Genomic DNA, 13,387 nt, shown 5'->3' with positions numbered 1-13,387 from the left:
TTTTGATCATGGCAGTTAGAATAACTCATTATACTAAAAATAGTAAATCACTTTGTTTTTTAAAAGGTAATGTCAACAGATGCAACTTTCCAACGCGATACTCGTATGTAGTTCTAACGCAGTATATTTAGAGTCGTTTTCCACCATCTTGGATTTTATTGGCGAAACCGTTATAAAAAGCAACTCCATTGCAGAGCTCGAAGCTCTAATCGTTGGTCAAGAAACTATTTACCGTAGTGTTATTATCGACCATGGTGTTGAAAACTTTAGTGAAAGTTTAATTACAGAGCTTCCTAAGCAGCCATTTTTAATCGCTGGTGACGATATTGCTCACTTGGTAAACAACCATCCAAACGTAATTGGCGTATTGCCCTATGACGCTAAGTACGCAAAATTAACGCAAGAGCTGCACAATTGTCAGGACTTTGTCAATAAACGACCTGCTACGCACGCCGTTTCTGGCTCATCATCAATGCTGTTTAGAAGCCTAGTTGGCCGTAGTGATAACATTCAAAATGTTCGTGTGCTTATCGAGCAGGTGGCACAAACAGACGCTAACGTATTGGTGTTAGGTGAATCAGGTACTGGTAAGGAAGTGATTGCCCGCAACGTGCATTATTACTCTAAACGCCGAGAAGGGCCGTTTATTCCGGTTAACTGTGGTGCTATTCCGCCTGAACTGCTTGAAAGTGAGTTATTTGGTCATGAAAAGGGCGCTTTTACTGGTGCTTATACTGCGCGTAAAGGGCGTTTCGAATTGGCTGAAGGCGGCACATTATTTCTTGATGAAATCGGTGATATGCCGCACCCAATGCAGGTTAAATTATTACGTGTCTTACAAGAACGTACTTTTGAGCGGGTTGGTGGCAACAAAACCATGACCTGTAATGTCCGTATCGTTGCGGCAACCCACCAACATCTAGAAGAACAAATCAAAGACGGAAAGTTCCGTGAAGATTTATTCTATCGCCTGAATGTATTTCCAATTGAAGTGCCTGCGCTACGTGAGCGCAAAGACGATATTCCATTATTGCTACAAGAATTAGTTCAGCGTATGGAATCGGCTTACAACACCTCTGTACGTTTTACTCAGCGCTGTATGGAATCGTTAATGATGGCAGACTGGTCTGGTAATGTTCGTGAGCTAAGCAACTTGGTTGAACGTTTGGTTATTCTTTATCCAAACAATCTTATTGATGTCAACGATCTACCGGCTAAATATCGTCATCTCGATGTTCCTGAATTTGAACCTGATTACCCAGAAGAGCTACAAGAGCAAGATGCTTTTGCAGCAATATTTAGTGGCGAAGATGTAGTTGAGGTGCCTGAGAAGACGGTAATGACTGAATTACCATCTGAAGGTGTCAACCTAAAAGAGATGCTATCAGAGCTAGAAGTTGATTTAATACGCCAAGCGTTAGAGCAACAAGACTATGTAGTCTCTCGTGCCGCAGATATCTTAGGCATGCGCCGCACAACGCTCGTTGAAAAAATGCGTAAATACGGCATGTCGAAAGACGGATAACTAATGCTAAAACTACCTATCTCAGCTCGGCGACTACAGGAAATGTATCGCCGAGGTGAAAACATCATGAGTTACCTCACGTCGCACTTTAAAGACAAACAGCAACAAGAGGTGATTGAAGTTGCTTACGACATGCAGTCTGGCTGTTATGTTGATGCGATGATTAACGCACCTCACTATGTCGAATTTAAACATCAATATATCGACGCGCTATTTAACGAACTCAGCCAATTACAGTCTATTAATTCTATTCTCGATGCGGGAGTTGGTGAAGGCATCACGCTTGCGCCATTGCTTGATAAATACAACGGGGCAATTGACAGTTACGCTGTTGATATTAGCTGGTCGCGCTTAAGTTACGCCAAAGAGTGGTTAGCCAAGCAAGGCCATAATTCAACGCGACTTTGCAGTGGAAACCTGACTGATTTACCTTTTGCGGATAATTCAATCGACCTCGTTTTTACTTCCCACGCGATAGAGCCTAATCACGGCAATGAAAAAGCCGTAATACAAGAGCTGTTTCGTATCGCTCGCAAATATGTCGTGTTGTTAGAACCAAGTTATGAAATGGCCTGTGACGAAGGTAAAGCACGGATGGAGCGTTTAGGCTATTGTCGCGATATTAAAGAGCATTGCTTAGCGCTGGGCTATCGTGTGTTAAAACACGAACGCTTTGCTCACAGTTCAAATCCGCTGAATCCCACTGCAATTACCGTTATCAAAAAGCTCACCGACACTCCTCTTCCTGAGCATATTTTGGCATGCCCTGAACACAAAACACCGTTAATAGCCGGTGCTGGCGCCTTATACAGTGAAGAAGGTTTACGTGCTTATCCCATCATTGCAGACATCCCATGTTTGCGGGTTGAGAATAGTGTATTCGCTAGCCACTTCACTAAATTTAACGCACAAGATACTGATAAATAACAGTTAAAAAGTTGGCACATTAGGTGCATTCTCGTCAATAAATAGTTAATCAGACAATTTATTGACGAGGCTGTTATGGCACCACAATTTCATCAACCATCGACTTCAGGACGCGTTTCTCAAAATCGTTTAGCGCACTTGGTCGATGTACTTCCATCTGGCGTGATCATTCTCGATGCCAATGGTCGCGTTGAAGAAGCCAATCGCATGGCGTTAGATTTCTTCGGCACGGACGTAGTGGGCCAGCGTTGGGCTACAGTTATCAATACGGTTTTTGAACCTCGCGCCGATGATGGTCATGAAGTGTCTTTAAAAGATGGCCGTCGTCTTAAGATTGCAATCTCTTCACTAGAGCCAGAAGATGGTCAATTAATTCTGGTGACTGATTTGACGGAAACTCGTCAAATGCAAAACAACATGGCGCACATGCAGCGCTTGTCGGCACTTGGTAAAATGGTAGCATCACTTGCCCATCAGGTGCGCACGCCACTTTCTGCCGCAATGCTATATGCTGCCAATCTTAAAAGTAAGGCGATGAATGAAGCGTCAAAAGAGCGCTTTCACGATAAATTGATGGCGCGTCTCAAAGATTTAGAGCAGCAAGTCAACGATATGTTGATGTTCGCCCGCAGTGATAGCGGTCAAATCTCAGCGGAAATTTCACTGCAAGAAATTCTGACTGAAGTTCAAGCATCGAGTGATGCGATGTTGGCACAACATAAAGCAAATTTAATGGTAACCTTGCCAGATCCTGATCTATTAGTGATGGGCAACCGCACTGCACTTAGCGGCGCTATTACGAATTTGATTCACAACGCTATTCAGGCAAAACCACAAGGGTTAATGATGCATTTGATTGCTAAGCGTCACGGTGAAAACGAAGTAGAAATTTCATTGGTTGATAATGGCCCTGGTATTTCGGTGGCGGATCAGCAGAAGATATTTGAACCCTTTTATACTACAAAGTCGCAAGGCACCGGATTAGGCCTTGCTGTGGTGCAGTCGGTGGCCAAATCTCATCGCGGACAACTGACCTTAGTTTCAAAACAAGGGCAGGGTTCGTGTTTTTCAATTATTTTACCGCTACACCGCGAAGCCGCAGTTGTTGTTAAACACGCTGCTGTTAGCTAACTCATAGCCATTTATTAGGAGAGAGAACATGAATCCTCATAAAATTTTAGTTGTCGAAGATGACGCGGGCTTACGTGAAGCCCTAGTTGATACGCTAATGCTTGGTGGCTATGAATGTGTCGAATGCGAAAGTGGTGAAGAAGCGCTGCTTACCTTAAAAACAACTCAGGTTTCAATGGTGGTGTCTGATGTACAAATGGGCGGTATGTCTGGTTTGTCATTACTGCGCAGCATTAAACTCAAATGGCCTGAATTGCCAATGCTACTAATGACGGCGTACGCAACTATTGACGACGCCGTTAGTGCGATGCGTGATGGCGCTTCTGATTACATGGCCAAGCCGTTTGCGCCAGAAGTATTACTTAACTTAGTGAGCCGTTACTTACCTGTACCAACGATTGAGTCAAATGATCCTGTGATTGGCGATCCAAAGTCTGTCGAATTATTGGCGCTGGCTAAGAAAGTCGCGCAAAGTGATGCGTCAGTGATGATCAGCGGGCCGTCTGGCTCGGGTAAAGAAGTATTAAGTCAATACATTCATAACCAATCAAAACGCAGTGATAAGCCGTTTGTTGCCATTAACTGCGCTGCTATTCCAGAAAATATGCTGGAATCAACCTTATTTGGCTATGAAAAAGGCGCCTTTACTGGTGCGCTTCAAGCCTGTCCAGGTAAATTCGAGCAAGCACAAGGTGGCACTATCTTGCTTGATGAAATCACCGAGATGGATATTAACCTACAAGCGAAATTATTGCGTGTGTTACAAGAGAAAGAAGTCGAGCGCTTAGGATCTCGTAAAACAATCAAACTCGATGTGCGCGTGTTAGCCACGTCAAACCGCGACTTGCGTCAAGCGGTGAAAGCGAAAGAATTCCGCGAAGATTTATACTACCGCCTTAATGTATTTCCACTCGCTTGGCCACAACTTAAAGATCGTCGCGGCGATATTATTCCATTGGCACAGCATCTTGTTTCTCGCCATTGGCAGGGCGGTGGCATTGCGCCAGAATTGTCGACAGACGCCAAACTCATGCTGCAGCGCCATTCATGGCCTGGTAACGTTCGTGAGCTCGATAACGTTGTTCAACGCGCACTTATCTTAAGTAATGGCCAAGAAGTGACTGATAGTGATTTAATTATTGAGCCAATCGAAGAGTCGTTTGAAAGCGAAGCGCCAAGTGTTCCGACCATGGTAGCGACATCAGCCAATGTTGCTAGCAACGAACCCCTGGGCAATGAGCTAAAGCAGCAAGAAAACCAAATTATTATCGATACGCTAGCCGCTTGTAATGGTTCACGTAAAGCCGTCGCCGAAAAGCTTGGTATTAGCCCACGCACACTGCGCTATAAACTCGCAAAAATTCGTGAGCAGGGCATCGAACTACCTGCATAATTACTCCATAAAATACCTTATAAAGCAGGCTAGAAAGCACATTCCAGCCTGCTTTTTTGCGTTGCTGCTTTTCTGGCACGATGTCTGCATTGTCACTGTTAAATACGGTTATCGACAAAATATTGTCAGTCAGCTTTTCGGGAGCACAGAACATGCAAATCAACACTAACTCAAATGCCATGCTAGCAAATATGCAGAACATGATTTCAAAGGCGCAGATGCAAACACCGGGTATTAACAACCCAACAATGGGCAATATCGAAAATCGCCAAGTGACGCAAACCAACGGCAGTGATTTCGCTAATATGTTAAAGAGTGCTGTTGATAACGTAAATGCCTTACAAAAACACTCAAAAGCCCTGCAAACAGCCGTTGAAATGGGTGACCGTAGTGTCAGTATTTCAGATGCAATGATCGCCTCACAAAAATCTAGCGTTGCCTTTCAAGCAACAGTAGAAGTGCGCAATAAGTTCGTAGAAGCTTATAAAGAAATCATGAGTATGCCTGTATAGTAAATTTTGTTAGGTAATGTCTTTTAAATTATGACATTATTAGCAAAATAGACTTGGTCTAACTAATTAGTAAATTTCAAAAGGTAACCCTGTGAGTCAAGCGAGTGAATCGACAGATATGATGGTTTCGGACGACCAACATCCTATCACCACTTCTTCAACCGACGTGCCCGAAGCGAAATCTGGTCCTCTTGCAGGATTAGGCGATGGCGAAACAATGCGTCAAGTGATTATGGTTGTAGCGCTAACAGTGTGTTTAGCACTTGCTGTGATGGTGGTATTTTGGGCGCAAGAGCCAGAGTATCGTCCCTTGGGTAAAATGACCACCGAAGAATTTACTCAAACATTAGATTTCCTCGACCAGAATAAGTACGACTACAAAACCGAAAACCGTGAAATTTTAGTTACCCAAGACGATTATCAAAAGATTAAACTTGCACTAGTGCGCGCTGGAATGGACGCAGCACCAGCTAACGGCGATGATATTCTAATGCAGGACATGGGCTTTGGTGTATCACAGCGCCTAGAGAGAGAACGTCTTAAGCACAGTCGTGAAAAACAACTAGCAAGTGCCATTGCCGAGTTAAAAAACGTATCACGTGCTCGCGTGTTATTGGCCATCCCGAAAGAAAACGTATTTTCTCGCCGCGACAAAAAAGCCAGCGCAACAGTCGTTGTTACCTTAAATCGCGGCCGTCAATTAACTCAAGAAGAAGTCGACAGCATTGTCGATATCGTGTCATCTGCAGTACCATCGCTTGAGCCTGGCCGTGTATCTATCGCCGATCAAGCTGGCCGCTCACTAAAATCTGGTAATGAAGATCCATCAGCTATCCGCAGCCGCAAAGAATTTGAACAAGAAAAGAAGCAAGAGAACGCTTACCTTTCAAAAATTGACACTATTTTGATCCCGGTTGTTGGTTTGGGCAATTACACTGCCCAAGTCGACGTCACTATGGACTTTACGGCAGTAGAAGAAACGCAGCAACGCTATAACCCTGACTTACCAGCGATTCGCAGTGAACGAACTTCAGAAAACCGCAATGTCGGTAATGTCACTAGCGGTATTGCTGGTGCTTTGAGTAACCAACCGCCGCTCGAATCTGAAATTCCGCAACAAGTCAGTGAATTAGAAGGCGGTCAAGGTGGTTCTGGTCAGCCGGGACAATTCCAAAAAGAAGCAACCCGCAATTTCGAGTTAGATACCACTATTAGCCATATTCGTCAGCAGGTTGGCATCGTTAAGCGCGTTAGTGTTTCGGTCGCCCTTGACTATAAGACTGTACCAGGTGCAGATGGCGGTGCAGCGACGCAAGCGCCACGCAGCGCTGAGGAGCTCGCTAATATCACACGACTATTGCAAGGTAGTATTGGTTTTAATCAGGCTCGTGGTGATATTTTAGAAGTGGTGACGACTCAATTCTATCAAGAAGAGCTCGAAGATATCCCAGAGCCGCCGCTGTGGGAACAACCGTGGTTTATTAAAATTGCTAAGCTAGTGATTGGCTTCTTACTCATTGCAATCATCATTATTTTCCTAGTGCGCCCAATGCTCAATCGCCTCATCTACCCTGATGTGGAAGAAGAAGCTGATGCCATGAACGAAGATGACTTAGCTGACTTTGATGACCAATTCGCGGCGGATACCGTTGACATGTTAGCGGCATCTGACAGTGATTACACCTATGCAGATGATGGTTCGATTAAGATCCCTGATCTGCGTAAAGAAGACGATTTATTACGCGCCGTACGTGCGCTAGTTGCAAATGAACCAGATCTTTCTATCCAAGTAGTGAAGAACTGGTTGTATCAAGATAGTGACGGATAAGAAATGGCTGAAGAATTAGCAACTCAAGAAAAAGAAGAAGCTGGCTTTGATGTTAGTAATTTAACTGGCTTGCAAAAGACTGCTTTGTTGCTTCTTAGTTTGAAGGAAGAAGATGCGGCGAGTATTTTAAAGTCACTTGAGCCAAAAGAAGTGCAATACGTTGGTCAAGCGATGGCGGGGTTTGAGGATTTTACGCCTGCTAAAGTACAAGCTGTATTACGTTGTTTTCTCGACGATATTCAAGAGCTATCGTCAATTGGCCTTAATTCTGAAGACTTTATCCGTAAAGCGCTTATTGAAGCGCTGGGTGAAGATAAAGCATCGAATATTATCGATCAGATTATTTTGGGTGGTAGTGCCAAAGGTCTTGAATCCCTTAAATGGATGGACGCGCGTCAAGTGGCGAATATTATCGTTAGTGAGCATCCGCAGATCCAAACCATTGTATTGTCATATCTTGATCCTGAGCAGTCGGCTGAAATTCTATCGCAGTTCCCAGAAAAGATTCGTCTTGATTTGATGATGCGTATCGCCAATCTTGAAGAAGTACAACCGGCGGCATTACAAGAACTTAATGACATTATGGAAAAACAATTCGCTGGTCAAGCGGGCGCACAAGCCGCGAAGATGGGCGGTCTCAAGTCTGCTGCTAATATCATGAACTACCTCGATAATAACGTCGAAGGTCAGTTGATGGATTCTATTCGCGATACCGACGAGGAAATGGCGCAGAAACTTCAAGATCTCATGTTTGTATTTGAGAATCTTATTGATGTTGATGACCGTGGTATCCAAGCGATTTTACGTGACGTACAAACTGAAGATCTCATGAAAGCGCTTAAAGGTGCTGACGAAGCCCTCAAAGAGAAATTCCTTAACAACATGTCGAAACGTGCCGCAGACATGCTGGTGGACGACCTTGAAGCCATGGGACCAATTCGCGTGAGTGAAGTTGAAGTGGCGCAAAAAGAAATTTTGGCAGTTGCAACACGTCTTGCTGATTCTGGTGAAATCATGCTTGGCGGCGGCGGCGGTGACGAATTCTTATAATTCGTCATAGATAGCGAGGAAATAGCATGCCAAGTGAAGTGTACAAACCAACGGACGAAGAATTAGAACTGCTTAAGCGCTGGTATGCGCCTAATGTAACCAAAGAAATTCCCAAAGAGCGCACTAATGCGCTGCGAATGAATGTTGCCGATCTCAACAAACCTCAACCAGCAGAAGTTGAAGTGGAAGAAGAGGCTAATGACGGTACCCTCTCAGCTCAAGCGTTGGAGGAAATCACCCAACAAGCGCAAGAACAAGGTTACCAAGAAGGCCTTGCTAAAGGTAAAGAGGAAGGACTGCTTCAAGGCCATCAAGAGGGCTATGAACAAGGACTCGCACAAGGTGTTGAAGAGGGCATTGCCCAAGGTCTTGAACAAGCTCAGCCACAAATTGAGCAACGTGTTGCCTTGATTGATGCGATGATTAATAAATTACAGCAACCACTATCAAATCAAGATAAAGCTGTGGAATCTTCGTTACTAGAGCTTGCATTAACCCTAGCTAAGAAAATTGTCCACGTTGAAGTCACTCAGAGTCAAGCACCAATTGTTCAAGCGGTGAGTGAAGGGGTAAAGGTTATTGGTGGGGATAGCCCAGTTAACTTAACCGTCAATCCTTCTGATTTAGAGGTTATCGATAATCTATTTGGTCAGCAACAAGCTAATACTCGACTGACAATTAATTCAGATCCTGGCCTGGCTATCGGCGATTGTTTTTTAGAAACCAGTCATAGCTCAGTAAGCATGAATCTGGAAGATCGTATTAATCAAGTATTTGATGATTTCTATGCTAAACCAGCGCCGGGTTATGAAGCTGTCGAATCTTCTCATGAAAGCACTGCGTCAACTGAAGCTGATGTCACTCTCCAAGAAGACGTGACTGCCGAGCAAAACAACCAAGATTCATTAGCAGCAACCGACGATTCATTACAGAATGACGGTGATTCAACGCTAATTGACGACGAACATGACTGATCCCATTCCACAAGTCGACTGGGTTAAGCAACTCAGTAAACATCAAGAAAACGTTAATCAATTTCAACCTGTAATGGCGGGTAAGCTTAAGCGCGTTGTTGGCCTAACGATGGAAGCCATTGGTTGTCGAGCGCCTGTCGGTAGTCAGTGTAGCGTTGAAACGCTCACTGGAAAAATCAATGCTGAAGTGGTGGGTTTTAGTGATGAAGTTCTCTACTTAATGCCAAGTGAAGAAATCCATGGCGTGCTTCCTGGCGCAACCGTTCAGCCATTATCGACTCAGCAAGGCTTACCTGTAGGGCTTGAACTACTTGGCCGTGTTATCGACGGTATCGGCAATCCTCTTGATGGTCTTGGCCCAATAAAAACCGCCAGTAATGTCTCAGGTAAGGCAACACCTATTAATCCACTCGCTCGTCGGCCAATTACTCATGCACTTGACGTTGGTATTCGCGCGATTAATACGCTTATTACCGTGGGTAAAGGCCAGCGTATGGGACTTTTCGCCGGCTCTGGTGTTGGTAAGAGTGTGCTACTTGGTATGATGACACGCGGTACTAGTGCTGATGTTATCGTCGTTGGTCTAGTTGGTGAGCGTGGTCGCGAGGTTAAAGAATTTATTGAAGAAATCCTCGGTGAAGAAGGACGTAAGCGCTCAGTGGTGGTTGCTGCGCCTGCTGATACTTCACCTTTAATGCGTCTAAAAGCCTGTGAAACTTCGGTAACTATTGCAGAGTACTTTCGCGATCAGGGCATGGAAGTGTTATTGCTGATGGATTCACTCACCCGTTTTGCTCAGGCCCAACGTGAGATTGCATTAGCTATTGGTGAGCCGCCAGCCACAAAAGGCTATCCGCCCTCAGTATTTGCTAAATTACCGCAGTTGGTAGAGCGCGCTGGTAATGGTGGCGAAGGGCAAGGATCTATCACTGCTTTTTATACCGTATTAACGGAAGGGGATGATTTACAAGATCCTATCGCGGATTCATCGCGAGCGATTCTAGATGGTCACATTGTACTTTCTCGTCGCCTTGCAGAAGCTGGTCACTATCCGGCGATTGATGTAGAAGCGTCAATCTCTCGTGTCATGCCGATGGTGGTAAGTGATGAGCACATGCAATACGCAAGACTCGTCAAACAAAATTATTCACTTTATCAACAGAACAAAGATCTCATTGCCATTGGTGCTTATGTCGCAGGTGCTGATCCCAAAGTTGATAAAGCAATTCAGTTTTATCCAGTGATTGAAGCGTTCTGTCAGCAAATGATGAAAGAGTCCCATCCTTATGACGAGTCGTTAGTCGCGCTGACTCAACTTGGACAAGCACTGCAATAATGGCTAACGTAAAACAGCTCACCATTGTTTTAGAAATGGCACAGCAAAAAGAGCAAGATGCGCTCAAGGTGTTTAGTCAAGCGCAGCAACAGCTCAATCAGCTTAAAGAGCAGATGGAATCATTGGCCCAATATAAGCAAGACTATTTAGCGCAAATGAAACCGGAAAATATCCAACAAGTAAGCGCCGATAAACTTATTCGTTTGCAAGGTTTTCTAGCGCAAATCGATCAATCTATTTTTCAGCAGCGCGATGTTATTGCAAAGGCTTCACTTGCCGTAGATGCGCGCCGCGAAACTTGGGCTAAAGCCAAACAATACGCCGACTCTATTGAATTTCTCATCGATAAACAGCACAAAGAAGCGCAGTTTAAAGAAGACAAGCAGCAGCAAAAAATGGCGGATGAATTCGCCATGATGTCTCATCACCGCAAACAGCACCGCTAAATTCCTTCTTTATTAATTTCACATCTTGGTATGACGTTTGCTTTGATATAGCCAGCGCCGTACATCCAATATTTGACACATTGCTAGGTGTTAAACAGCAGTAAATTTAAGTAACTGATAAGTATTGGTTTTAATTGTATTTTATGATGGGTTTAAACAAGGAATCACGATGTTGGAATCATTCAATTTAATGAACTTAGGCTCAAGTGTCGATAATTCGGCAACTTTTGCCGCTTCGTCTTCCAGTGCTGCATTAAATGGCACTAATGCTGAGCAATCGGCATTATTTCACCAGGCAACCACATTGAGCTTCAATGAGCTCCTTGCTAATTCAATTAATGAATCGCAGCAACAACAATCAACATCATCTGACAATGAAGCCTCAGAGCTTGCCATGCAAATCGTTAAGTTACTTTTGGAACAAAAGGCACATTCTGATAAAGCGCTATCTGAAAAAGGGCAAAGTGATGCAACTGATAGTGAAAGTCAAATAGCAGGCGCAGATACAGCGTTGTTAGACGAGCAAACTGACACAGAAAATGGTGATGCATCTTTCGAGCTCTTGGCGACAATAGATAAGTTTATAAGTGAGTTGCCTGCTCAGCAGCGCAGTCAATTTGAATCCGTTGTTAGTGAAATAAAATCCTTGTTAGCTGACGAAATTAATATTGATACCCCCCAGCTCAGTGAGCTTGAACAATCGTTGTTTACTAAAGGTGATGAACAAGCATCAATACAAATGCTGTCAGAGCTGAAAGCTGTTATTGGCCAGCAATTAGAAGCGCTTAATGTTATCAAGCAAACTAATCAACAAAATAGCGATTTAACACAATTGATTGACTCGCTGCAGGCAGTCAACAAACAACTTGCTGATATAGAATTATCTAATGGTGACGATGCTGCCGATTTGTCACAACAAATGACGCAATTGATGAAGCAACTTGAACAATTTGCTGACAACAATCGTGAGTTAGCACAGGCTGTTAATCCGCTTCATGAAAAGATTGATGCAACGATCGCTAAATTCTCTGAGCAACAAATAGCTGATATTGATAGTGAGTCGATAGCTTCTCCGCAGGTTGCAATCGCGCAACTTTCTGACAAAGAAAAAGCTGCGATCGATAAGTTAGCTGCCATCATCAGCCAACTTAGTAGCGAAGAGCGTCGTTATTTTAATCAAATTATCTCGCAAGAAAATCAGCCGTTAAAGGCAAAAGAAGACTCAAATATAGTCGCAGATGTGCAAACGGCCAAGCAAATACTAGCACAAATCGAGCAAAGTAGAGCGAGTTTACAGCCTGTTTCCCAATCAGAGAGTTCTGATGAAAAGCAAGCGCAAGTAGAGCAAAATAGAGCGAGTCTGCAGCCTGCTAACCAATCAGGAATTGCCGAAGAAAAGCAGGCACAATCTAATGGTGAGCAAAAAACGGCTAATTCACCGATTACTAACGCCCCTATTGATCCTAAGTTAGCTAAAGCGAGCGCCGAAAATGAAAAAGGCGTTAACGTCAAGACAAGTGACGCAATTAATATCGAAGAGCCAGTTAAGTTAGAGGGCGAAGCAAACGCACCTAAGGGGGCTAGCAATAAAGTCGATGCGTTAGTCTCGCAGTTAGAAGCAAGTTTTAGAAATAATAGTACGAGTAACACGCCTGCAGATACACAGGTGGCTTCGGTAACGCGCGTTGAACAGCAAGTAGCTAAAGAAGTTAATGCAAGTCAACTAACGGCACAAAAGGCGCCAGAAAATATGGCGCAGCGCATTACGTTAAATGACAACAGCCTAGCGTCACAGCAAATTAAAGAGCACATGACCATGATGATGCGTGGCGGCGTGGGGCATGCGGTGCTTAACTTAGATCCTGAAGAGTTAGGTGCAATGTCTGTGCGCATTGTGATGCAACAAGACCAAATGAATGTGCAATTTCAGGTGAGTAATCCACAAGCGAAGGACATGTTAGAGCAGGCAATGGCTAAGTTGAAAGAGTCGTTACAAGAGCAAGGTATTGCCTTAAATCAAAGTGATGTTAAAGAGCAAAACCAGCAGCAGAAAGATTCGCAAGGAGCCGAAGAATATGCTGGCTTTGGTGAACAAACTGACTTGGATGAAGGCGAACAAGCGCCAATCACTTTAGTGTTGAACAAACAATCGACCAACGGCATTGATTATTATGCCTAATGGCGATCGCTAATAGGATAATGCATCGTATTGTGGTAGCTTTAAATCGATGATTTATCACGGGTTCAATTGCTTTAATTAGAGTG

Annotated in this window: 11 protein-coding genes; all 11 read left to right on the top strand. The window is 44.0% G+C overall.

Features of this window, described 5'->3' with window-relative positions; all coding sequences use genetic code 11:
• The first annotated feature begins 79 nt into the window (after positions 1–79).
• The 11 genes from MHM98_RS01795 (at position 80) to MHM98_RS01745 (ending at position 13,301) form a co-directional block, all read left to right on the top strand.
• Entirely contained in the window at positions 80–1,525 is a 1,446-nt protein-coding gene (locus MHM98_RS01795; protein ID WP_239437459.1) for a sigma-54 dependent transcriptional regulator, read from the top strand.
• Between the two features lie 3 nt (positions 1,526–1,528).
• Complete coding sequence (locus MHM98_RS01790; protein WP_239437457.1) at positions 1,529–2,452, top strand: methyltransferase domain-containing protein; 924 nt, start codon at positions 1,529–1,531, stop codon at positions 2,450–2,452.
• A 75-nt stretch (positions 2,453–2,527) separates the two neighbouring features.
• Complete coding sequence (locus MHM98_RS01785; RefSeq protein WP_239437455.1) at positions 2,528–3,583, top strand: ATP-binding protein; 1,056 nt, start codon at positions 2,528–2,530, stop codon at positions 3,581–3,583.
• Positions 3,584–3,611: 28 nt separating this feature from the next.
• Positions 3,612–4,976 (top strand): sigma-54 dependent transcriptional regulator, encoded by a 1,365-nt coding sequence (locus tag MHM98_RS01780; protein ID WP_239437452.1) that lies wholly within the window; start codon positions 3,612–3,614, stop codon positions 4,974–4,976.
• A gap of 152 nt (positions 4,977–5,128) precedes the next feature.
• Positions 5,129–5,488 (top strand): flagellar hook-basal body complex protein FliE, encoded by a 360-nt coding sequence (gene fliE, locus MHM98_RS01775; protein ID WP_239437450.1) that lies wholly within the window; start codon positions 5,129–5,131, stop codon positions 5,486–5,488.
• A gap of 91 nt (positions 5,489–5,579) precedes the next feature.
• Entirely contained in the window at positions 5,580–7,316 is a 1,737-nt protein-coding gene (gene fliF / locus MHM98_RS01770) for a flagellar basal-body MS-ring/collar protein FliF (protein WP_239437448.1), read from the top strand.
• A gap of 3 nt (positions 7,317–7,319) precedes the next feature.
• On the top strand, positions 7,320–8,366 hold the full coding sequence (gene fliG, locus MHM98_RS01765) for a flagellar motor switch protein FliG (protein WP_239437447.1): 1,047 nt from the start codon (positions 7,320–7,322) through the stop codon (positions 8,364–8,366).
• Positions 8,367–8,392: 26 nt separating this feature from the next.
• Positions 8,393–9,340, top strand: coding sequence for a flagellar assembly protein FliH (locus MHM98_RS01760; RefSeq protein ID WP_239437444.1), 948 nt, complete (start codon positions 8,393–8,395; stop codon positions 9,338–9,340).
• Entirely contained in the window at positions 9,333–10,676 is a 1,344-nt protein-coding gene (gene fliI / locus MHM98_RS01755; RefSeq protein ID WP_239437443.1) for a flagellar protein export ATPase FliI, read from the top strand. The genes MHM98_RS01760 and fliI overlap by 8 nt, the downstream gene beginning before the upstream one ends.
• Positions 10,676–11,122, top strand: a complete 447-nt coding sequence (gene fliJ, locus MHM98_RS01750; protein WP_239437442.1) for a flagellar export protein FliJ — start codon at positions 10,676–10,678, stop codon at positions 11,120–11,122. The genes fliI and fliJ overlap by 1 nt, the downstream gene beginning before the upstream one ends.
• A gap of 169 nt (positions 11,123–11,291) precedes the next feature.
• The gene (locus tag MHM98_RS01745) at positions 11,292–13,301 is read left to right on the top strand and encodes a flagellar hook-length control protein FliK (RefSeq protein ID WP_239437440.1); all 2,010 of its coding nucleotides are present in this window, start codon (positions 11,292–11,294) and stop codon (positions 13,299–13,301) included.
• The last annotated feature ends 86 nt before the right edge of the window (positions 13,302–13,387 follow it).

It is taken from the genome of Psychrobium sp. MM17-31 (assembly GCF_022347785.1).
Lineage (GTDB): Bacteria > Pseudomonadota > Gammaproteobacteria > Enterobacterales > Psychrobiaceae > Psychrobium.
This window is presented reverse-complemented; position numbering and strand designations above follow the sequence as displayed.

What these genes read in the sequence shown, in the direction of transcription:
- MHM98_RS01795 (WP_239437459.1), top strand. Translation starts at nt 80, where the DNA reads ATGCAACTTTCCAACGCGATACTCGTATGTAGTTCTAACGCAGTATAT.
- MHM98_RS01790 (WP_239437457.1), top strand. Translation starts at nt 1,529, where the DNA reads ATGCTAAAACTACCTATCTCAGCTCGGCGACTACAGGAAATGTATCGC.
- MHM98_RS01785 (WP_239437455.1), top strand. Translation starts at nt 2,528, where the DNA reads ATGGCACCACAATTTCATCAACCATCGACTTCAGGACGCGTTTCTCAA.
- MHM98_RS01780 (WP_239437452.1), top strand. Translation starts at nt 3,612, where the DNA reads ATGAATCCTCATAAAATTTTAGTTGTCGAAGATGACGCGGGCTTACGT.
- fliE (WP_239437450.1), top strand. Translation starts at nt 5,129, where the DNA reads ATGCAAATCAACACTAACTCAAATGCCATGCTAGCAAATATGCAGAAC.
- fliG (WP_239437447.1), top strand. Translation starts at nt 7,320, where the DNA reads ATGGCTGAAGAATTAGCAACTCAAGAAAAAGAAGAAGCTGGCTTTGAT.
- MHM98_RS01760 (WP_239437444.1), top strand. Translation starts at nt 8,393, where the DNA reads ATGCCAAGTGAAGTGTACAAACCAACGGACGAAGAATTAGAACTGCTT.
- fliI (WP_239437443.1), top strand. Translation starts at nt 9,333, where the DNA reads ATGACTGATCCCATTCCACAAGTCGACTGGGTTAAGCAACTCAGTAAA.
- fliJ (WP_239437442.1), top strand. Translation starts at nt 10,676, where the DNA reads ATGGCTAACGTAAAACAGCTCACCATTGTTTTAGAAATGGCACAGCAA.
- MHM98_RS01745 (WP_239437440.1), top strand. Translation starts at nt 11,292, where the DNA reads ATGTTGGAATCATTCAATTTAATGAACTTAGGCTCAAGTGTCGATAAT.